Genomic DNA, 20173 nt, shown 5'->3' with positions numbered 1-20173 from the left:
GGTGAACGCACCGTGTTCGAGCCGCTCGGCTGACCTGATCACGCGTTGGGGCGTTCTGGTGACGTTTTCGCACGTCACACGGATGGTGGCCGAAATTGTCGGGGGTGCCTGTCACCATCGGGACATGGCCGAACGCAAACCCAGAGTCACCGACTGGCGACTCGTCGTGCAGTCCCGGTTGGACCGGGTCCGCGCGGATCTGGCTGCGCTCGGCCCGTCCGACCCGGTCGATCCCGAGGGCGACGTGTGGCGCCGCACGGCCGAGGAGCAGGCCGCCGTGGTCGAGGCGATGCTCAACTCCCGCGAGCCGTGGTGGCGCATGCTGCCGTCGTGGTGGTCGGGCTGGCACATCGAACGGGCCTGGCGCGCCCTGCACGAGGCCGAGGTGGCCACGATCTCGGCGGAGCGCGGTTTCCTCGGGCGGCTGCCAGGCCTGCAGGCGCGCGTGGCGCAGTACCTGGACGACGACGATCCGCGCCGCCGCGCGCTGGAGGCGTTGCGGCCGGGGGAGTTCACGCCTGCTGTGGAGCGCGCGATCGTGGTGGACGCCCTCCGTGCCGCCTACGACAACTCGGACTTCGCGCACGCCGGTTCCCGCGCGCTGCGCAACAAGCTGATCGCCGCGTCGCTGGTGCTGTTCGTGATCAACACGGTGCTCGGCGTCGTCGGCATCGTGAAGCCCGGCATCATCCCGCTGTGCGTCGACCCCAAGGAGAACGCGCTGCCGACGGTCTGTCCCGGCGGCACGGCGAAGGCGTCCGGTGTGGACGTGTGGCTGGTGCAGGTGCTCGGCTCGTTCGGCGCGGTGCTGGCCGCGGTGGTGCTGCTCTTACGCCGCCGGCCATCGCTCTCGCCGTACGTCATGATCGGCTACCAGGCTCTGATCAAGATCATGCTCGGCGCGGCACTGGCGGTGGTCGGCATCCTGGCGCTGGGAGCGGGCGTGACCAGCGGACTGATCGGCATCCCGTCGGCGGCGGCCCTGCTGCTGTGGGCGGTCATCTTCGGCTACGCGCAGCAGATCGGCACGCGCCTGCTCGACAAGTACACCGACGAGGTGCTGGACCAGGCGCGTCCCCTGCCGGACGCGGACAGTCCACGCGTGGCGCCGCGCTGACGGCGTGCGGGTGCGACGCCGGACGGCATGTCCGTGCTCGCGTGCCTGACCAGCTGGCCGCGCCACGTCTCAGGCCTTGCCGCCCTTCCCGTGCTCCCGCACAGCGTTGATGACCTCGGCGTCCCACCGGTGCGTCCGGATCAGCCGGTACCGCTCCGCCGCCACCCACATGTACGCCTCGGTCTCCGTCCGGTCCCCGATCATGTCCGCCTGCCGCAGCATCGCCACCACGGGCCGGTACTCCTCGGCGTACCAGCGGCGCGCCACCTCCGCCCGGTCCAGGAACTGGCCGCTGTCCTGCATCAGCCGGAACCCCCACGCCTCGACGTGCTCGCCCAGCCGCGCGTAGTCCCACGGGTCGGACAGCACGACGGCCGCGCGGGACTCGCCCGCCAGCGGCACGCGGTCGAGGAACAGGCGGCGGTAGTCCTTCACGATCAGGTCGCCGCGGTAGCGGATGCCCGACGAGTTGAGGCGGGTGATCACCTGCGTCACGTACGCGTCGATCACCTCCAGGCCCAGGGCGTGCGCCACGGAGACGCGGTGGTGGCCGTCGATGATGAAGTGCAGCTCGCCGACGCGGTACACCTCGATCGGCGGCACGCTCTCGCCGCGGCGGGCGGCCAGGGCGAGGCGTTGCCAGCGTTCGCGGACGCGGCCCGAGGTCGGGCGGAAGCGGCGGTCGAAGTCACGGGTGCGGTCGACGCTGCCGACGATCGAGTCCAGGCGGATCGACTGCAGGCCCAGGCGTTTCTCCGACGCCATGCCGAGGGCCTCCACGACCTCGTGGAACGGCAGCATGATGTTCACGTCGTCGGGTTCGCGGCGCAGCCAGGTCGCGAGGCGCGACATCACCTGGCGGCGGCGGGCCCGCAGGAAGTCGCTCTCGGCGTCCGCCACGGGGAAGCCCGTGTCCCGTCTCATCGCGTCACCTCCAGCACCTTCGAGGGAATCACGTTCACCACGCGGGTCGAGCCCAGGACGCGGTCCGGGCGTGCGTGGCCGTGGGGATGAATGTGGCCGTGCAGCATGAACGTCGGCTGCAGGCGCGAGACAAGTCCGCGTAAACAGTCGAAGCCGCGGTGCGGCCCGTCGGGTTCGTCGCCGCAGTCCACCGGCGGCGAGTGGGTCAGCAGGATGTCCACGCCACGTCCGTCCCGCAGCCTGCGCCACCCGGCCAGCCGGGACACCCGGCGGGCGCGGCGGGCCTGCTGCCGTTCCGTCCACTGGTTCGGGCCCTTGTTGTAGCGGATCGAACCACCGAGACCGGCGATCCGCAGGCCGGCGACGTCGACCACGCGTTCGTCCGCGTTCACCGCACCGGCTGGTCCTGGCCAGCGCACCGGCACGCCCGCCTTCGTCCACAGGCCGCGCACGTTCAAGTAGCCGGACAGGTCCACGTCGTGGTTGCCCGGGACGAACACCAGCGGCTTGTCCAGGGCGTTGGCCAGGTGTTCCAGGTAGTCGAACGGCAGGTCGCCCGCCGCGATGATCAGGTCCACGTCGCCGTGCTGGTGCACCTGATCGGTCCACAGCTGTTCGACGACCTCGTCCGCGACAGCCAGAATCCGAGCCATTCCAGCACTGTAATGAGGTCTTTCACCACATGACGGGTGGCGGCGCTGCCGTTAGCGTTAGCTCCGTGCTTGCCGAGCTGTTCGCCGCGGCCGCCCACGGGTGCCGTGACCGCAGTCCGCTGACCCAGCGACTCCTCACCGACGCCGCCGCCGACCTCGCGAGGGGCGGCGTCACGACCACGATCATGGTGGGCTCCGAACGCGACCGGGAGGGCTCCGTGCCCGGGCTGCGGTTCGCGGGCGCCGTCCACCGGCTCGTGCTTGAAGGCCGGGCGCCCGGCCTCGCGAAGCACTACCCGTCCGTCGGCGGCCAGCCGAACCTGGCGACGTTGTGGGAGGACGCGCTGCCGGCCCTCACCGAGCACGCCGACCTGCTCCGGCAGCGCGTCCAGGGCACGGTCGTGCAGACCAACGAACCCGGCCGCAGCGCGCCTCTCTACGGCGGCCTGCTGGTCGCCGCGCAGGAGGCCGCAAAGGCGGCGGGCCGGCACGTGCCGTTCTGCGTGCGGCTGCTGGAGGTCGGCGCGAGCGGCGGCCTCAACCTGCGGCCCCACCACGTCGGCTACCGGCTGCCGGACCGGGTGCTCGGCGACCCGGACAGCCTCCTGGTCCTCGACCCGGAGTGGACCGGCAGGCCGCCCGCGGACCTGGACCACCGGCTGCGCGTCGTCGGCAGGGCGGGCTGCGACCTCAGTCCGGTCGACGTGTCCACAGAGGACGGACGGCTGCACCTGAGCTCGTTCGTCTGGGCGGACCAGGTCGACCGGTGGAACCGGCTGAACGAGGCCCTCGACCTCGCCGCCACCGACCCCGTCAGGGTGGAGCGGTCGGCCGGACCGGAATGGCTCGCGAAACACCTCGCCCGCGCCGAACGCGACGTGCTCACCGTCGTCTGGCACTCCGTGGTGTGGCAGTACGTCTCGCCCGCGGACCGCGCGATGGGCCGGGCCGTGCTGGCCGACGCCGCGGCGAAGGCGACGCCCACGTCACCGTTGGCGCTGCTGGTGTTCGAGCCGCGCCGGGCGGACGACGACTACCGGTTCGAACTGCTGCTCAAGCTCTGGCCCGCCGGCGTCTCGCTCAACCTCGGCCACGGCGCGGGCCACGGCACGCCGTTCACCTGGGACGTCACCCCCTGGGAGTGACCACCGGGTTGATCACGTACCGGCCGTCGGAGAACTCCACGGGCAGCCGGAACTCCGCACGCGTGCCGCCGTGCGTGTACGCGATGACGACCGCGCCGTCGCGGTAGACGCCGCTCTCCACCCGCGCGGTCCGGAACTGGTCCGCGGTCGACTTCGCGACGTCCTCGCCGCCCACCGCGAGCAACGGCTCCAGCTTGTGGAAGTCGTGCGCCCGCAACGCGTTCGTCACCTCGGCGGCGAGCTCGTCCGGTGACTCGGCGCCGGGGTCGGGCCAGAACGCGATCGACACGAACACCATCGCGAGCCAGCCCACGGCGAAGACCAGGATCCAGAACCGCAGGTTGGTCAGGCGGCGGTGCACGTCAGGGCGTCCCGCTGATCAGCACGAACACGGTGGTGATCCAGCAGAGCAGGAACGCGAGGATCCAAAAGCGGATGTTGGTGAGGATTCTGGTCATGACACACCTCTTCTACTGCGAGCAAAGCGGGCGAAACCGGGACTAGAGCCAGCGATTTCGGCGCAATATTCGGTAGAGCGTGAGGCAGGCGATGAGGACCAGCGTCATCACCAGGGGGTAGCCGAACTTCCACTTCAGCTCGGGCATGTAGTCGAAGTTCATGCCGTACACGCCGACGACCATGGTGGGCACGGAGATGATCGCGACCCACGAGGTGATCTTGCGCATGTCGGTGTTCTGCTGCAGCGTGATCTTCGCGAGCGTCGCGTCGACCAGCGTCGTCAGCAGTTCGTCGAACGCGGTGACGCGCTCGGAGACCTCGGTGAGGTGGTCGTCGACGTCGCGGAAGAACGCGCGCACCTGCTCGGGGATGAGCGGCGTGTAGCCCTCCGCCAAGCGGCGCAACGGGTTCGCTAGCGGCATGACCGCGCGGCGCAGCTCGACGACCTCGCGCTTGAACATGTAGATCTGCTCCGCGCTCACCTCGGTGCGCGGCGCGAAGACCCGTTCCTCCATGCGGTCGATGTCGTCCTCGATGTGGTCGGTCACCTCGAGGTAGTTGTCGACGACCTGGTCGGCGATCGCGTGCATCACCGCCGACGGGCCGATCTCCAGCCGCTCCGGGTCCTCCTCCAGCACGTGCCGGAGCTTGGACAGGCCGGAGTGGTTGCCGTGCCGCACGGTGATCACGAAGTCCTTGCCCAGGAACACCATGATCTCGCCGGACTCGACGATCTCGTTGGCGGTGTCGGGGGACTCGTTCGTCACGTAGCGGACGGTCTTGAAGACCATGAAGAGCGTGTTGTCGTACCGCTCGAGCTTCGGGCGCTGGTGCGCGTGCACCGCGTCCTCGACCGCGAGCTCGTGCAGCCCGAACGTCTCGGCGATGCCCTCGATCTGCTCCGCGTCCGGCTCGTGCAGGCCGATCCACACGAAGCCGTCCTTGCGCTTGCGCACCTCTTTGACGGCATCGGTGTGCGTCCAGCGGCCGGGCAAGCGCTTGCCGTCCACGTACACCGCGCAGTCAACGACGTAGTGCGACAGCGGGACGGGGACGTGCGGGACTTGCCCGACGGGGCCGCGCTGGGAGCCTCGTCCGCGGATCGAGGGCAGGCTGGGCATGGTGAGTTCCTCCAGGTACACACGCCGACGTGTTGTGCGAAAGCACGACGGGCGCCCTGACCTGGTGGAACTGGAACGTTCTAGACGGAGCTAGAAGGCCACCTCGGTGAGGACGCGCTTGGTACTGGCAGGGTGGGGGTCCTTGCTCATTTAGGGGTCCTCACCTCCTCGGGGCGAAGGTCACTGGTGGTGGAAATCCTCACACACCGGTTGCCGAGGGTACTCCCTCCGCGTAAAGACTGTCTCCCCACCCGGGACAGATCTCGATCACACGTAGTTGGAGGCGCGGTGCAGTTCGGTCGGTACTACGAGGAGTTCGAGGTCGGAGCGGTCTACAAGCACTGGCCTGGCAAGACGGTGACGGAGTACGACGACCACCTGTTCTGCCTGCTCACGATGAATCACCACCCGCTCCACATGGACGTGAACTACGCGGAGAACACGACGGACTTCGGCAAGAACGTCGTCGTCGGCAACTACATCTACTCGTTGCTGCTGGGCATGTCCGTGCCCGACGTCTCCGGCAAGGCGATCGCCAACCTGGAGATCGAGTCGCTGCGGCACGTGAAGCCCACGTTCCACGGCGACACGATCTACGGTGAGACGGAGGTGCTCGACAAGACGCCGTCCAAGTCCAAGGACGACAGGGGCGTGGTCTACGTGGAGACTCGCGGTTACAAGCAGGACGGCACGGTCGTGTGCATCTTCAGGCGCAAGGTCATGGTGCCGAAGCAGTCCTACGGCGAGGCCCGCGGTGGCGAGCAGCCGGGGCGCCCTGAACCCAAGGAGTGAAGTGACTTCTCTGGACCTGGCACAGCGTCGTCTGCGTGAGTTCGCGGAGGAGGCCGCGGCGATCTCGCCGCTCTACGAGCACCTCGCGTCGCGCGCTGCCGAGGATCCGGAGGTCGCGGACCTGCTGACCGCCGCCGAGCAGGAGAACGCCACGGGCGAGCTCCTGCTGGCGGCGGCCCACCGGCTCGTGCAGGCCGAGCCGTTCCACCAGCTCTCGAACTACTACCCGTCGCTCGGCGGGACCTACGGCGCGGACGAGAGCACCTGGCCGTTGTTCCGGGACTTCCTGCTGGAGCGCGGCGACCGCGTCCGGGCCCTGGTGGCCTCGCAGGTCGTCCAGACGAACGAGGTGCGGCGCGCGGCACTGCTCTACCCGGCCGTCGCGGCCGCGGCGAAGCAGGCGGGCGGGCCGATCGGGCTCGTCGAGGTCGCGACGACCGCGGGCCTGCTGCTCGGGCTCGACCAGTACTCGTACCGCTACCAGACCGCGGAGGCCGGCCAGGTCGTCGCCGGACCGGCCAAGGCGGCGCTCGGGCTGCACTGCGCGCTGGAGCTCGCGCCCGGTGCCGCGCTGCCGAAGCTGCCCAAGACGGTGAAGGTGGCCGCGAAGGCGGGCATCGGCGTCGCGCCTGCGGACCTGGCCGACGAGGACGCCTACGCGTGGCTGGAGGCCTGCGTCTGGGCCGACCAGCCGGAGAAGCTGCGCCTGTTCGGGGTGGCGTGCGGGGTGCTGCGCAAGAGCCCGCCGCGCCTGGTGGCCGGCGACCCGGTCGCGGACCTCGCCAAGGCCGTCGAACCGGTCGACGCGCCGCTCGTCGTCATCACGAGCGGGTCCGGCCTCGACCTCGTGCCCGCCTTGTCCGCTTTGGGCAGACCTGTCTGGTGGGCCGCGCACGAGGCCGGTGAGCTGCGGCTCGTCCGCATCGGTGAATCCGGCGCGGAGACGACTGTTCTCGCCACGACCGAGGCCCACGGGCAACGTCTCGTTTGGCGCTGAACGTCCGTCCCCGATCGCGTGAACCCTGATCAGGCCCTGGGCAGGCAGTTCCACTCGGAGAGCGCTTCCACGAGCCCGTCCGTCGTGGGGAGTGTGTCCAAGGTCGCACTGTCCACCCAAGCGACATCCGATGCGTCGTCGCCCGCTCGGAGCACACCCGACGTGACCTGGCATTCGTAGTCGAAGATCGCGAAAACCCCGTTCGGGGCCGGTCGCTCCACGTGGCCGACGAGGCGGCCGACGGTCACGGAGAGTCCCGTCTCCTCGACTAGTTCCCTAGTCACGGCCGCCTCATCCGTCTCACCAGGCTCCACGCGTCCACCTGGTACCGACCACAGGCCCTCACCAGGCGGATTGGCGCGTCGCACGAGCAGTAGTCGCCCGAACGAGTCATGCACGACGGCTCCGACGCAACGGACGGTGCGCTTGCTGCTGGGCGTCACGATCACGAAGCGTAGTCACACCGGATCGGCGGTGCTGTCCACTACCCCGGCTGCGGTACAAATCTCCCAAGGTGCCGAATGGTGCTGTACAACGGTCACGAACGGCGCCAAACGGGTGCGACGCGGACGGGGTGGACACCGTGAACTTGAAGAAGATTCTCACTTTCGCTGGAATCGCCTTGCTGCTCTTCTTCCTCATCGCGGAGCCCCAGCAGGCGGCCCAACTCGTGCAGAACATCCTCAACTCGCTGCGAACTGCGGCTGAGGCCCTGATCACCTTCGTGCGACAATTGTTCTAGTTCCCGCGGGTTCGCCCGAGGAGCAGGGACAGGCACTGGCTGGCACCAGGAAAGGCTGGTAGCGCATGTTCGCACCACGTGATCCGGACGACTACCTGCTCTCGAGCGAGCGTCGGGTCATCCGTGTGCGCAGGCACTGGTCCTACCTGATCTGGGACGTCCTGGAGGCGGCGGCGCTGCTCGCCGGCTTCATGATGATCTCCTACCTGCTCCCGGCGGACGCCGCCGTGCTCCAGAACGTGCTCTGGTACGGAGCGCTGCTGGTCCTCCTGCGGCTCTCCTACTTCATCATCGAGTGGTGGGTCGAGCGCATCGTCGTCACCGACAAGCGCTTCATGCTGACGTCGGGCGTCTTCGAGACCAAGGTCGCGATGATGCCCATCAGCAAGGTCACCGACCTCACCTACGAGCGCACCGTCGGCGGACGCATGTTCGGCTACGGCACGCTCATCGTGGAGTCGGCAGGTCAGATCCAGGCGTTGAACCGCCTGGAGTTCCTGCCCGACCCCGAAGAGGTCTACGACGCCATCTCGGAGCTGACCTTCGGCGACAAGAAGGCCCAGGCCGAGCGGTTCTCGATGATCAAGGCCCAGCGCGCCGCGCGCGGCAAGAAGATGGTCCCGTAACACGGGTCGTGCACCACGTCGTCCACACTGGACGACGTGGCCATCGATCTGCACACCCATTCGTCCGAGTCCGACGGCACCGACAGCCCTGCCGAACTGGTGAGGGCGGCGGCCCAAGCCGGGCTCGACGCGGTGGCCATCACCGACCACGACACGGCGGCCGGCTGGGCCGAGGCCGAGGCGGCGCTGCCGTCCGGACTGCGCCTCGTGCGCGGCGCCGAGCTGTCGTGCTCCTCGCCCGACGGCTACGGCCACACCATCACCGTTCATCTGCTGGCGTACCTCTACGACCCGACGCACGCCATGTTGATGAAGGAGCAGTCACGCCTGCGTGAAGAGCGGCGGGCCCGGCTGCAGAAGATGGCCGAGATGATGCAGGCCGACGGCTTCCCGATCGACCCCGTCGACCTGATGTCCCGCCTGCCGTTCGACGCGCCGGCCGGACGCCCGCACCTCGCCCAGGCGCTGATCCGCGCGGGCGTGGTCTCGTCGGTCGACCAGGCGTTCGCGACGTTCCTGACCGGCGGCCAGTACTACGTGGGCCGCACCGACACCCCGGTCGAGCGCGCGATCGAGATGATCACCGAGGCGGGCGGCGTCACCGTCCTCGCCCACCCCTTCGCCCGTTCCCGCGGCCCGGTCGTCGCGCCGTCCGTCGTGCGCTCGCTGGCCGAGGTGGGCTTGGCCGGCGTGGAGGTCGACCACCCGGACCACGACGCCGAGACCAGGCGTTCGCTGCGGTTGCTGGCCGACTCGCTGGGCCTGATCGTCACCGGGTCGAGTGACTACCACGGCACGAACAAGACGGTTCGGCTCGGCGCGGAGACGACTGCCCCGGAGATGCTGGATGCTCTGGCCGAGAGGGCGACAGGCTGCAAGATCCTCGTCGGATAGGGCGGTGCTCGCGTGTTCAACCTGCGGCTCTTCATCGAGGCCTCGATCACGCTCCTGGTGATCATGGACCCACCCGGCACCGTGCCGGTCTTCCTGGGACTGGTGGGCCGCAAGTCGCGCGAGGCGCGCAAACGGGCGGCGCGGCAGGGCGTGCTGGTGTCGTTCCTGGTGATCACGCTCTTCGCCGTCGCCGGCAACTCGATCCTCGCGTACATGCACATCGGCATCCCCGCGCTGCAGGGCGCGGGCGGGCTGCTGCTGTTGCTGATCGCCCTGGACCTGCTCACCGGCAAGGGCGCGACGAACCACCCCGAGGTGGAGGACGTCAACATCGCCCTCGTGCCGCTGGGCACGCCGCTGCTGGCCGGCCCCGGCGCGATCGCGGCGACGATCGTGTTCGTGCGCCAGGCCGACGGCTGGGGCTCCTACTTCGCGTTGGCCGCGGCGATCGTGGCCGTGCACCTCGTGCTGCTGGGGACACTGCGGTCCGCCGGGTTGCTGATCAAGGTGTTCAAGGAGAGCGGCATCCTGCTGATGGCCAAGATCGCCGGTCTGCTGCTGGCCGCGATCGCCGTGCAACTGGTGGCGTCGTCCGTGCAGGGGTTCATCACGGCGGGTGTCTAGCGCTCGATGCGGGCTTCGTCCCCGTCGATGACGATCGGGCGCTCGATGAGGCTCGGGTTGGCGACCATGTGCGCGATCCACTTCGCGCGGTCGTGCTCGAGGTCCTTCGGGTAAGCGGCTTCCTTGGTGCGCGCGATCTCCCAGGGCTGCTTCTTGAGCAGCGTGAGGACGTGGTCGAGCTCTTCCGCCGTCGGGACGTCATCGAGGTAGCGCCGTTCGGTGTAGTCGACGCCTGCGTCTTCGAGGCGTTGCTTGGCGGCGCGGCTCTTGGAACAGCGCGGGTTGTGCCAGATCTCCATGCGGTTCATTTTCTGTCAGGGTGCCTGAGTAACTTGGTTGGGGTGGAACAACTCGGCTTCGACTTCGGCACCGCCGCACCCCGCCGGCTCGTGCGCGTCACGCCCGCGAAGCTGTCGACGTGGACGGACTGCCCCCGCCGCTTCCGCATGACGTACCTGGACCGCCCGTCCCCACCACGCGGCGGAGCCTGGGCGCACAACACGCTGGGCGCCGTGGTCCACAACGCCCTCAAGGCCCTCTTCGACCTGCCCGCCGACCGCCGCACCCCGGACCAGGCCGTCGCACTGGTGACCAGGCAGTGGAAGTCCGAGGGCTTCCGCGACGTGGACCAGGCCGCCGAATACCGCGCGCGAGCCCAGACCTGGGTGCACGACTACGTGACGTCGCTGGACGTCGACTTCGAACCGCTCGGCGTGGAGCGCTGGGTCTCCTCCCCGACCGACCGCATCGTGGCCGAGGGCCGGGTCGACCGCATCGACTACCGCGACGGCGAACTGGTGATCGTCGACTACAAGACCGGCCGCCACGTCCTCACCTCGGACGACGCCCGAGGCTCGCAAGCGCTGGCCCTCTACGCCCTGGCAGCCCGCCGAACCCTGCGCAAGCCGTGCCGCCGCGTGGAGCTGCACCACCTGCCGTCGGGCTCGATCGCGACCTGGGAACACACCGAGGAGTCGCTCGCGCGGCACGTCCGGCGGGCGGAGGAGGCGGCGGACGAGATCGACCTCGCCACGGAGACGCTGAAGGCGGGCGGGGATCGGGAGATCCTGTTCCCGCCGGTGACGGGGCGGCAGTGCCAGTGGTGCGACTTCCGGCGGAGTTGTGAGGAGGGGCAGGCGGCGGTGCCTCCGTTGGAGCCTTGGGACCTGCTGGCTCCTTAGGGCTTGCTGGCGCCTGGGCTGTGGATAACTTGCGGCTTGGGTGGCGGGCCTGTGGACAACCGGGAACTGAAGTCGGCTTTGGCGCGTTGCGTGATGTGGAAGGCGCGCGGGGGAGCGGCGGGTGCGGCTTTTGCGTAAGGGCTCGCTGGTGCGGCCGGGCCACGACTGCCTGCACACCCTTGGCCCCGTAGGGTGGCGGGAGTGGACGTGGAAGCAGCGAAGAGGCCGTCGCGGACCTACGGATTCCTGCGCGCCGTGAGCGGTGTGCTCGCGGTGGGCTTGGTGCTGCTCGCGCTGGGGAACATCGGCGTCCAGTTCTACGCGAACTCCCGGGATCTGCCCGGACCTGGGACGTTGTCGGTCGTCGCGCACGTGGTGGCGGCGTTGCTCGTGGTCGGGGCGCAGATCGTGGCTGATCGATACGCGGACTGGAAGGCGCCGGTCGCTTCGCTCGCCGTGTTCGTGGTGAGTGGGGCGACGCTGTGGACGTTCTGGTGGGCCTGAGCCGGTGAGTCGGGCCGGTGGGCTGAGAGCCGCCGAGCCAAGGGCTGACGAGTTGGCGGGCGAACTGCCCAGGGCTGGCGAGCTCAGGAACGGTGCGCTCGACGCTGGTCGTGCCGAAGCCGCTGGTCGTGCCGAAAGCCGGGGGCGTGGCCGGTGGGCCGCGGTGGGGACCGGGCGGCTTCAGGCGGTCGCCGCGTCGCTGTGGATCAGGCCCGCCCGCAGGGCGGCCATGATGGCCTGCGTCCGGTTGGAGACGCCGAGCTTCTCGTAGAGGCGGGCCACGTAGGTCTTGGCCGTGGACGGGGAGACGAACAGGATTCGGGCGATCTTCGGGATCGACTCGCCCGCGCCCAGGAGGTTGAGCACCTCTCGTTCGCGTGGGCTCAGGATCAGCTGTGCCGACTGGCGGCGGGCCATGGCGTTGGCCAGGCCCGTGGCGGTGAACGACGAGGCGGCCACCGAGGCGTGGCGGATGGCGCAGAGGATCTCGTCGACCGGGGCTGTCTTGCCCACGAACGCCGAGGCGCCGGTTTCCAGTGCCCGGAAGAGCACGTCGTCCTCGCCGTGGGAGGTGAGGACGACTATGCCCAGGGCCGGGTAGCGGTCTCGGAGGTCTCGGGCCAGGCGCAGGCCGTTGCCGTCGGGCAGGCCCACGGCGGTGGTGACCACGTCCGGGGCGGCCGCCGCGATGATGGCTGGAGCTGCGGCTGCGGTGGGCGCCTCGTCCACGACCTTCAGGCCGGAGTCTGGTGAAGCGAGTGCCTTCAGGCCGAAGCGGGTCAGTGCATGTCCGTCGACGACGACAACTCTGATGGTCATGAGCTGCCCCTCCCGGGTGGAATGTTCTTCCCGCTTGTCGGACGGACGCCGCAGTTGGTTACACCGAAGGGACTAAAAGGGACGATTAGAGTCGTAGGTCCTCAACACGCAGGGAATTTCAGAGGTTCATCAGCACGCGGGCGATGCTGATGGCGCCGGGGCCGATGATGACCACGAACATCGCCGGGAAAAGGCACGTGATCAGCGGGAACAGGATCTTCACCGGGACCTTCTGAGCCTGTTCCTCGGCTCGCTGGCGGCGGCGGACGCGCATCTCGCGGGCCTGTTCGCGCAGGACCGAGGCGATCGGGACGCCCAGCTCGCCCGCCTGGGCCAGGGCCGAGACGAACGCGCGGAGCTCGGCCACGGTGGTGCGCAGGGTCAGGGCGCGCAGGGACTCGTTGCGGGACTTGCCGATCTGCATCTCCTGCAGGACGCGCGCGCACTCCTGGGCCAGCGGACCCGAGGTGTTGCGGGCCACCTGGGCCATCGCGGCGTCGAAGCCGAGGCCCGCCTCCACGCACACGGTGAGCATGTCCAGCGCGTCCGGCAGCGCCCGGCGGATCTTCTCCTGGCGCTTCTGGCCCGCGTTGAGCAGCAGCAGGTCGGGCAGGAAGAAGCCGAACACCGCGCCCAGCACCAGGCCCGCGACCAGCCAGCCCGGCGACCGCACGCCCAGCAGCGCGCCCAGTGCGCCGCCGAGCAGCAGGCCCAGGCCCTTCGCGGCCAGGACGCGGTCCGGCGTCCACGTCACGGGGTTGCCCGCCAGGTCGAGACGGCGTTGCAGGCCCGCCGCCACGCCCGCGGGAGAGAGTCGCAACGCGATCGAGCGCAGCCACGAAGGGGACACGACTGCTTCCGACTGGGAGACCACTGCGGCCGAGTAGCTCGTCTCGATCAACGAGAGAGAGGCAGCCGCGGTGGCACGTGGTTTCGCGATGACCGCGAACGCGCCGAGGAACACCGCGAGCAGCAGGCAGCCGAGACCTAGGTACAGCGCCATGTCACACCTCCACGCGCACGAGCTTGCGCATCCACAACGAGCCGAGCACGACCAGCACGCCGGCGAACGAGAGCATCACGACGCCGATCAACGTCGTGTAGAGCGGCCGCATGTACTCCGCGCGGAACCAGAACAGGAACGCCGCGAGGAAGATCGGCAGCCCCACCAGGACGTACGCGGACAACCGGCCTTCCGCGGACAGCGCGCGCACGTGCCGCCGTGTCTGCGAACGGTCGCGCATCGTCGCGACGGTGTTCATCAGCACCTCGGCGAGGTTGCCGCCCACCTGCCGCTGGATGCGGATCGCCATCACCACCCACGCGAGGTCGGCGCTGTGCATCCGCGCGGCCACGCGGTCGAGCGCGTCCTCCAGCTCGGCGCCGATCCTGGTCGCCGCCAGCGCTCGGGAGAACTCGCCCGCCGTCGGCTGCGTGTCGTCGCGGACGACGGCGTCGATCGACTGCGCCAGCGAGAAGCCCGACCGCAGTGAGCTCGCCACGAGCTGCAGCACGTCCGGCAGCTGGTCGGCGAACGCGGCCCGGCGCTTCGCCGTGCGCACCCGCACCACCAGCGCCGCCAGCAGCCAGCCGAGCAGCGCGCCCGCCGGCACGCCGATCCACCACGTCGTCAGCAACGTCAGCACCGCGGCGAGGCCGGCGCCCGCGCAGATCCGCAGCAGCGCCCACTCGGCCGGGCTCGCCTTCATCCCGGCGAGGTCGAGCCGGTCCGCGAGACGGGCCGCGGCGGCGTCGCTCAGCAACCGGCCCGCCCAGCCCACCGCGGTCTGCGCGGCCTGGCTTTCTTCCTGCACCACGGGTTCCTGCGCGCCGTAGTGCTCCAGGTGCCGTTCCAGCCGGCGGCCCGCGGTGCTGCGGCGTGGGGTCAGCAGCAGGAGCGCGACGAAGAACACCACGAGGAACGTGCCCGCGATCAACACCCCGGCCAGCCAGTTCTGCCCCGGCGTCGGAGCCGGGACGACCGCGGGCAGCGGCGCGGGCGCGACGGTCGTGGGCGTGACGGCGGCGGCCGTGGTCGACGGCACGGCCAGCGCGGCGAACGCGGCGGCCAGCGCGGCGGCGTCGGACGCCGTCAGCAACCGTCCGCCGGCCGCGGAGGCGATGCGCCGCAACGACTCGTCGCTGTACTGGAAGCCGATCACGTCCGTCGGCACGCCGGCGGACGCGACCGCGCCGACCGCGCCGTCCACAGTGGAGCGCGACACCGTGTCCTCGCCGTCGGACACGATCACCATCCGACGCTCGGAGATGCCCTGCAACGCCGCCAGACCGACCGGGACCGCGTCGAACAACGACGTGTCGCCCTTGGCCTGCACCGAGTTCAGCGCACCGGCGAACGCGGCGCGGTCCGCCGTGGGCGCGAGCACCAGCGAGGGCTGCGACGAGAACGCCACCAGTCCGACCTGGACGTCCGCGGGCAGCGACGACACGTACGTCGAGATCGCCTGCCGTGCCACGACGATCCGGTCCGGCGCCATCGACCCGCTGGTGTCGAGCAGCACCACCACACCACGACTCGGTGCGGCGGAGGCGAAGGAGCCGAACAGGAACGTCAGCAGCAGGCCGACGAGAACACCGGCGCGGATCATCGCGGACCACCTCCGAACAGGTGCGGCGGAACGTCGATGCCCCGGTCCCGCAGCCGTTCCACGAAGTGCGGCCGCAGCCCGGTCGACTGCAACGTGCCCCGGTAGAAGCCGCGCTCGTCGACGCCCGCGTGGAAGTCGAACGAGAAGATGTCCTGCAGCGTCACGACTTCGCCCTCCATCCCGATGACCTCGGTGATGTGGGTGATCCGCCGCGTGCCGTCCTTGAGCCGCGACTGGTGCACGATCAGGTCGATCGCGGACGCCATCTGCTCCCGGATCGCCCGCGCCGGCAGGTCCACGCCCGCCATCAGCACCATCGTCTCCAGCCGCGACAACGAGTCGCGCGGCGAGTTGGAGTGCACGGTGGTGATCGAGCCGTCGTGGCCGGTGTTCATGGCCTGCAACATGTCCAAGGCCGCGCCGTCGCGGACCTCGCCGACGATGATCCGGTCGGGCCGCATGCGCAGCGCGTTGCGCACCAGGTCCCGCACGGCCACCTCGCCGCGCGACTCCACGTTCGGCGGCCTGGCCTCCAGGCGCAGCACGTGGTCCTGGCGCAGCTGCAGCTCGGCGGCGTCCTCGATGGTGACGATGCGCTCGTCCGCGGGCACGAACGACGACAGCACGTTCAGCGACGTCGTCTTGCCCGAGCCGGTACCGCCGCCGATCAGGATGTTCATCCGCCCGTGCACGCAGCACTGCAGCAGGTACGCGGTGGCGGGCGTGAGCGTGCCGAACCCGACCAGGTCGTCCACGGTGAACGGGTCCGCGGCGAACTTGCGGATCGTCAGCACCGAGCCGTCCAGCGCGATCGGCGGCACGACGGCGTTCACGCGGCTGCCGTCGGGCAGGCGGGCGTCGACCATCGGGGACGCCTCGTCGACCCGTCGCCCAACCTTCGCGACGATCTTGTCGATGGTGCGGCGCAGGTGCGACTCGTCCGCGAACGCCACGGGCACCGGCTCCAGCCGCCCCGCGCGTTCCACATAGATCTGGTCGAAGCCGTTGACCATGATCTCGGAGATGCCGGGGTCGCGGAGGTAGGGCTCCAGCGGCCCGTGCCCGAGGATCTCGTCCAGCACCTCCAGCGCGATGCGGGCGCGGTCGGCGCCGGTCAACGGCGTCTCGTCGCGTTCGAGCACCGCCTGCAACGTCTGGCGCACACGGGTTTCCAGCTCGCGCTGGTCGAGGTGCGCGTCGTAGAGCTTGGGGCCTAGCACCTCCAGCAGCCCGGCGTGCACGCTGCGCTTGACCTCGGCGAACGGGTCGGCGGTGCGGGACTGGCGGCGCAGCTGCGGTGCCGGCGACCCCGACTCCCGTTGCGCGGCGATGCGGTTGGCGAGGCTCATCGGAACCACCTCTTCGAGGACCGGGAGGCGGCGACGGGCTCGGCGAGCACGTGCTCGCGGCCGAACCGCGTGATGGCCTCGCTGACCGGGTGCCGGGGCTGGTCGAGGACGATCGGGTTGCCCTTGTTGACCGAGATCGGGACGTCGCGGCTCGACGGCACGTGCGCGCGGATGTCGCTGCGCACCACGCGTTCCACGTCGTCCATCGTCAGCCCTACCTTCGAGTCGGACCGGTTGAGCACGACCGACCGGATGTCGTGCGAGTACGACAGCAGGTCGAGCATGTCGAGCGTCACCCGCAGGTTCTTCAGCGACGGCACGTCCGGCGTCGTCAGCAGCACGTGGTGGTGCGAGGCGTCCATCGCGGCCAGCACGTGCTCGCTGAACGCCGACGGCGTGTCCACCACGACGAAGTCGAACATCGTCGGCAGCACCTCCAGCAGCTCGCCGACCAGCGCCGCCGGGATCCGTTCCGCGTCACCGGGCTCGACCGGCGCGAGCAGGGCGCTCAGCCCCGGCCGGCATGCGGTGAGCAGCGACGACGCGCCCGCGGCGTCGACGTGGCCGACCATCCCGAGCCCGTGCACGATCGTGCGGACCGGTTCGGCCCGCAGGCAGATGCCGACGTCGCCGAACGCGAGGTCGAGGTCCACCAGGCACACCGCGCGCTCGCCGCCCGCCGCGAGCGACGCGGCCAGGTTCACCGCGAGCGTCGTCTTGCCGCAGCCGCCCTTCGCGGCGAACACCGTGACCACCTGGCCGTGCCTGCGCTCGTCGACGCGGGGCAACGGGATGCCGGTGACCTGCGCGGACAGGGCACGGGACCGCGTGCAGGCGTCCACCAGCGCCGCGAGGTCGTCCTGCGCGACGACCTCGCGGACACCGGCCCGCAGCGCGCGGGTGAGCACGCCGACGTCGAGGACGTCGCGCAGCAGCACCACTCCGGCTGACGGGCGCTCGACCCGGAGGCCCGCGGTGAACGCGAGGGCCTCGTCCAGGTCGATGGCCGATCCGATGACGACGAGCGTCTCCGCGGGGTCGGCGGCGAGCAGGCGGGTGGCCTCGTCGAGAGTCTCCGCCGGACGGACGTCACCGCCGAGGGCGGGGGAGAGCTGTCCGGCGAGAGCGGCCGGTTCGCACAGGATCGTCATGGCACGCCTCAGTTTCCGAACAGGGAGCGGTTGTCGACGCCGTTGCCCGGCGCGATCTCGGACTTGCCGCCGAGCAGCGCGAAGTAGAGCGTTCCCGTCTGCTGGCCGTGGATGAGCTTCTCCGCGTCCGCCTGCTTCACCGCGACCGTGACGATCGCCTTGCCGACGTCGCCGTCCTCCGCGGCCTTCTTCTCGTCGACGACGGAGAGGACCTCGAGGCCGGTCAGCAGCAGCCGGGTGGACTGGTTGCGCTCGTACTGCTTGGAGAGCCCGTCGCCGGACGGGGTGTTGCCCTTGCCGTCCATCACCGTGAAGGTGTCGAAGACCGCGACCTTCGAGCCCTTCTGGATCAGCCCGCCCGCGCGCTGCCAGGCCTCGGTCGGCACGGTCACGGCGATCATGCCGTCCGGGATCGAGATGCCCTTGGCCAGCGACGCCTCCTCGGTGAACAACGCCTTGGTGAGCAACTGGCCCTCGGCGATCTCCGACGACGTCACGAGCTTGCCGAGCGAGGAGTCCACTTCGGACATCGCGTTCTCCGGAACGCTGCTCTTCGGCATCTGCTGGGTCTCGACGAGCTCCTTCAGGCCCTCCGCCGTCGTGCCGGCCGGGATGCGGTCCTTCGCGACGAGCACGGTGACGGCCTGCTGGCCCGCGATCGCCCGGCTGTCCGCGCTGCGGACGTAGAAGAACACCCCGGTGCTGCCGCAGACGGCCAGCAGCACCGCCAGGATGATGATGAGTGCGCGGTTCTTCATGACGACTCCTGGGAATCAGCCGGTGAGCTGGACGATGCGGACGCCGAGGTCGGGACCGCCGATGGTGCCCTCGTTGGGCATGAGGGCCTGGACGAAGTAGCCCGCGACGCACTTGTCCGAGCCCTTGCACTCGTTCTTGCCGGTCAGCCAGTCCTTCTGGTTCGCACCGGGCAACCAGTAACCGGTGACGACGAAGGCCGCGAAGCCCGCCAGCGTGTACGTGCCGCCCGTGCCGGTACCGGTGACCTTGGTGTAGATGGGGAAGAAGACCGGCTCGCGCGAGGCGAAGGCGTCCTGCAACGCCGACTTGCAGTCCTTGTCCGCCGAGGCGCCGGTGTTCGCGCTGTAAGTGTTGTTGCTGATGAACACCGAGCAGTCGGAGTTCGTGTCGTCGACCCAGCCGAACATGCCGGGACCGTCGGACCCAGCCGGGCCGCTCGGGCACGTCGTGGTGCTGCTCGTCGTGTGCAGCTTGAGCACGCGGTGCACGGACAACGGCGGAGTGGTGGGCGGTTGCGGGCCGTAGCTCGTGCCGCCGGACGTCGCCTGGCTCCACTCGCACCACGAGATCGTCATGGCCATCGTCTTCGCGGTCTTGGGCGGACCCCACTGGGCACGGGCGCAGGCGATGACCCGTGAACCCTCGTAGGACTCGTTGCCCAGCAACGCCCGCGCGAACACCGGGGGCAGCAGCGTGCCGCCACCGGACGTCTGCGTCGAGGTGTGCACGTCCACGTACGTCGTGCCGGCGGCCGGTTTCGCCGGGCAGTCCGTCATCCGGCCGGTCGAGGCCGGGCACGACGGCAGCGTGCCGCCCTTGTCGAAGCCGCACACCGCGTCCACTGTGGACACCGTGTCCCTCGCGTTCTGGTTGGCGAAGTAGTTGGACTTGTTGACCAGGCAGGGGGCCTTTGCGCAGGTCTGGGCGACGGCCAGCGCGCCGGCGTCGGCACCGTTCTGCAACTCGGCCCGCTCCTGGTAGAGGAAGCCGACGTCGATCACGATCGCGCCCATGCCGAGCAGGACGCCGAACCCGAGCAGGATGCTGATCAGCACGCCGAGCGCGCCGCGGTCGTCCTCTCGCCTCACTCGCATGGCATGACCCCCTCGGCGGTCAGCGTGATGGGAGCTCCGAAGCCACCGCCGCCGAACAGCCCCGCGATGGCACCGATCGGCGTGATGAAGTCGTAGGTGTGGGTGACCGTGACCTCGGCGCTGTTCGCGCCGGGGGGCTGGCCCGCCGGGCAACCGGTGACGGCGACCCCGACCGTGCCGAGGCTGTCCGCGGCGGTCTGCGCGCGGCCGGCGGCGCCGGTCTGCTTCAACGCGGCGACGCGCACGCCTTCACGTGCCGCCTGGGTGATGGTGATCTGGGCGCGCACCGCCCAGCCGAAGTCGACGATGCCCATCACGAGGACGAGCACGATCGGCATCAGCAGGGCGACTTCGACAGCGGTCGCGCCGCGATCGCGAGCAAGGTTCGTCATGACCGCTCCGGAGAAAGGCGTGCGGCCGGCGGAGGGGAATCGCCGGCCGCACGGGACAGGAGACTTCAGCCATCGATGACGTCGGCGACGAACTCGAACATGGCGGCCATGTTCTCGCCGACAGCGGTGATGGCCACCATCGCGGCGACCGCGATCAACGCCAGCATCAGGCCGTACTCGACGGCGGTGGCGCCGCGGTCCGATTCGCGCGGACGCCTCAC

The 20173-nt window shown here is 69.9% G+C and carries 25 protein-coding genes; 10 read left to right on the top strand and 15 right to left on the bottom strand.

Features of this window, described 5'->3' with window-relative positions; all coding sequences use genetic code 11:
• Positions 1-124: 124 nt before the first annotated feature.
• The gene (locus ABZX02_RS42235; RefSeq protein ID WP_355307460.1) at positions 125-1117 is read left to right on the top strand and encodes a hypothetical protein; all 993 of its coding nucleotides are present in this window, start codon (positions 125-127) and stop codon (positions 1115-1117) included.
• 69 nt (positions 1118-1186) lie between these two features.
• Here ABZX02_RS42235 and ABZX02_RS42230 read toward each other — a convergent pair whose 3' ends face one another.
• On the bottom strand, positions 1187-2041 hold the full coding sequence (locus ABZX02_RS42230) for a chromosome partitioning protein ParB (RefSeq protein ID WP_355307458.1): 855 nt from the start codon (positions 2039-2041) through the stop codon (positions 1187-1189).
• Positions 2038-2694, bottom strand: coding sequence for a metallophosphoesterase (locus ABZX02_RS42225; protein WP_355307456.1), 657 nt, complete (start codon positions 2692-2694; stop codon positions 2038-2040). Before ABZX02_RS42225 ends, ABZX02_RS42230 begins: the two co-directional genes overlap by 4 nt.
• Before the next feature lie 65 nt (positions 2695-2759).
• Between ABZX02_RS42225 and ABZX02_RS42220 the strand changes: the two genes are divergently transcribed.
• Positions 2760-3839 carry a DUF2332 domain-containing protein gene (locus ABZX02_RS42220; RefSeq protein ID WP_355307454.1) on the top strand — a complete coding sequence of 360 codons (1080 nt, stop codon included), beginning with the start codon at positions 2760-2762 and terminating at the stop codon, positions 3837-3839.
• Here the strand turns inward: ABZX02_RS42220 and ABZX02_RS42215 are convergent.
• Both ABZX02_RS42215 and corA read right to left on the bottom strand, forming a co-directional pair.
• On the bottom strand, positions 3823-4200 hold the full coding sequence (locus ABZX02_RS42215; RefSeq protein ID WP_355307452.1) for a hypothetical protein: 378 nt from the start codon (positions 4198-4200) through the stop codon (positions 3823-3825). The genes ABZX02_RS42220 and ABZX02_RS42215 overlap by 17 nt on opposite strands.
• A 139-nt stretch (positions 4201-4339) precedes the next feature.
• Positions 4340-5419: a magnesium/cobalt transporter CorA gene (gene corA, locus ABZX02_RS42210; protein ID WP_355307450.1), complete on the bottom strand. Its 1080-nt coding sequence runs from the start codon at positions 5417-5419 to the stop codon at positions 4340-4342.
• 288 nt (positions 5420-5707) lie between these two features.
• Between corA and ABZX02_RS42205 the strand changes: the two genes are divergently transcribed.
• Complete coding sequence (locus ABZX02_RS42205) at positions 5708-6211, top strand: MaoC family dehydratase (protein ID WP_090099673.1); 504 nt, start codon at positions 5708-5710, stop codon at positions 6209-6211.
• A 1-nt stretch (position 6212) separates the two neighbouring features.
• Positions 6213-7208: a DUF2332 domain-containing protein gene (locus ABZX02_RS42200; protein ID WP_355307448.1), complete on the top strand. Its 996-nt coding sequence runs from the start codon at positions 6213-6215 to the stop codon at positions 7206-7208.
• A gap of 29 nt (positions 7209-7237) precedes the next feature.
• Here the strand turns inward: ABZX02_RS42200 and ABZX02_RS42195 are convergent, their stop codons facing one another.
• Complete coding sequence (locus tag ABZX02_RS42195) at positions 7238-7651, bottom strand: NUDIX hydrolase (protein ID WP_355307446.1); 414 nt, start codon at positions 7649-7651, stop codon at positions 7238-7240.
• Positions 7652-7791: 140 nt separating this feature from the next.
• Between ABZX02_RS42195 and ABZX02_RS42190 the strand changes: the two genes are divergently transcribed.
• The 4 genes from ABZX02_RS42190 (at position 7792) to ABZX02_RS42175 (ending at position 10094) form a co-directional block, all read left to right on the top strand.
• Positions 7792-7950 carry a hypothetical protein gene (locus tag ABZX02_RS42190; RefSeq protein WP_170067890.1) on the top strand — a complete coding sequence of 53 codons (159 nt, stop codon included), beginning with the start codon at positions 7792-7794 and terminating at the stop codon, positions 7948-7950.
• A 65-nt stretch (positions 7951-8015) separates the two neighbouring features.
• Positions 8016-8576: a PH domain-containing protein gene (locus ABZX02_RS42185; RefSeq protein WP_355307445.1), complete on the top strand. Its 561-nt coding sequence runs from the start codon at positions 8016-8018 to the stop codon at positions 8574-8576.
• Positions 8577-8603: 27 nt separating this feature from the next.
• Positions 8604-9470, top strand: coding sequence for a PHP domain-containing protein (locus tag ABZX02_RS42180; protein ID WP_355307515.1), 867 nt, complete (start codon positions 8604-8606; stop codon positions 9468-9470).
• Between the two features lie 12 nt (positions 9471-9482).
• The gene (locus ABZX02_RS42175; RefSeq protein WP_355307443.1) at positions 9483-10094 is read left to right on the top strand and encodes a MarC family protein; all 612 of its coding nucleotides are present in this window, start codon (positions 9483-9485) and stop codon (positions 10092-10094) included.
• On the opposite strand, the gene ABZX02_RS42170 is transcribed toward ABZX02_RS42175, so the two are convergent.
• On the bottom strand, positions 10091-10402 hold the full coding sequence (locus ABZX02_RS42170; protein WP_355307441.1) for an ArsC/Spx/MgsR family protein: 312 nt from the start codon (positions 10400-10402) through the stop codon (positions 10091-10093). The two genes, ABZX02_RS42175 and ABZX02_RS42170, sit on opposite strands and share 4 nt — an antisense overlap.
• Before the next feature lie 33 nt (positions 10403-10435).
• On the opposite strand from ABZX02_RS42170, the gene ABZX02_RS42165 reads away from it, so the two are divergent.
• Both ABZX02_RS42165 and ABZX02_RS42160 read left to right on the top strand, forming a co-directional pair.
• On the top strand, positions 10436-11275 hold the full coding sequence (locus tag ABZX02_RS42165) for a PD-(D/E)XK nuclease family protein (protein WP_355307440.1): 840 nt from the start codon (positions 10436-10438) through the stop codon (positions 11273-11275).
• Between the two features lie 201 nt (positions 11276-11476).
• Positions 11477-11779 carry a hypothetical protein gene (locus tag ABZX02_RS42160; RefSeq protein ID WP_355307438.1) on the top strand — a complete coding sequence of 101 codons (303 nt, stop codon included), beginning with the start codon at positions 11477-11479 and terminating at the stop codon, positions 11777-11779.
• A gap of 180 nt (positions 11780-11959) precedes the next feature.
• On the opposite strand, the gene ABZX02_RS42155 is transcribed toward ABZX02_RS42160, so the two are convergent.
• The 9 genes from ABZX02_RS42155 to ABZX02_RS42115 all read right to left on the bottom strand — a co-directional run bounded on the left by ABZX02_RS42155 (position 11960) and on the right by ABZX02_RS42115 (position 20173).
• Positions 11960-12598 carry a response regulator transcription factor gene (locus tag ABZX02_RS42155; RefSeq protein ID WP_355307436.1) on the bottom strand — a complete coding sequence of 213 codons (639 nt, stop codon included), beginning with the start codon at positions 12596-12598 and terminating at the stop codon, positions 11960-11962.
• A gap of 118 nt (positions 12599-12716) precedes the next feature.
• Positions 12717-13601, bottom strand: coding sequence for a type II secretion system F family protein (locus ABZX02_RS42150; protein ID WP_355307434.1), 885 nt, complete (start codon positions 13599-13601; stop codon positions 12717-12719).
• Position 13602: 1 nt separating this feature from the next.
• On the bottom strand, positions 13603-15207 hold the full coding sequence (locus ABZX02_RS42145; protein WP_355307433.1) for a VWA domain-containing protein: 1605 nt from the start codon (positions 15205-15207) through the stop codon (positions 13603-13605).
• Positions 15204-16556 (bottom strand): CpaF family protein, encoded by a 1353-nt coding sequence (locus ABZX02_RS42140; protein WP_355307431.1) that lies wholly within the window; start codon positions 16554-16556, stop codon positions 15204-15206. The genes ABZX02_RS42145 and ABZX02_RS42140 overlap by 4 nt, the downstream gene beginning before the upstream one ends.
• Positions 16553-17707: an AAA family ATPase gene (locus tag ABZX02_RS42135; protein WP_355307429.1), complete on the bottom strand. Its 1155-nt coding sequence runs from the start codon at positions 17705-17707 to the stop codon at positions 16553-16555. Before ABZX02_RS42135 ends, ABZX02_RS42140 begins: the two co-directional genes overlap by 4 nt.
• Positions 17708-17715: 8 nt before the next feature.
• The gene (cpaB, locus tag ABZX02_RS42130) at positions 17716-18465 is read right to left on the bottom strand and encodes a Flp pilus assembly protein CpaB (protein WP_355307427.1); all 750 of its coding nucleotides are present in this window, start codon (positions 18463-18465) and stop codon (positions 17716-17718) included.
• 15 nt (positions 18466-18480) lie between these two features.
• Entirely contained in the window at positions 18481-19560 is a 1080-nt protein-coding gene (locus tag ABZX02_RS42125) for a Tad domain-containing protein (protein WP_355307425.1), read from the bottom strand.
• On the bottom strand, positions 19551-19952 hold the full coding sequence (locus ABZX02_RS42120) for a TadE family protein (RefSeq protein ID WP_355307423.1): 402 nt from the start codon (positions 19950-19952) through the stop codon (positions 19551-19553). Before ABZX02_RS42120 ends, ABZX02_RS42125 begins: the two co-directional genes overlap by 10 nt.
• Before the next feature lie 65 nt (positions 19953-20017).
• Positions 20018-20173 carry a Flp family type IVb pilin gene (locus tag ABZX02_RS42115; protein ID WP_355307421.1) on the bottom strand — a complete coding sequence of 52 codons (156 nt, stop codon included), beginning with the start codon at positions 20171-20173 and terminating at the stop codon, positions 20018-20020.

This window comes from Lentzea sp. NPDC003310 (genome assembly GCF_040610935.1).
Taxonomy (GTDB): Bacteria; Actinomycetota; Actinomycetes; order Mycobacteriales; family Pseudonocardiaceae; genus Lentzea.
Note: the sequence above shows the minus strand (reverse complement) of the source record. Positions and strands in the feature narration are given on the sequence as shown.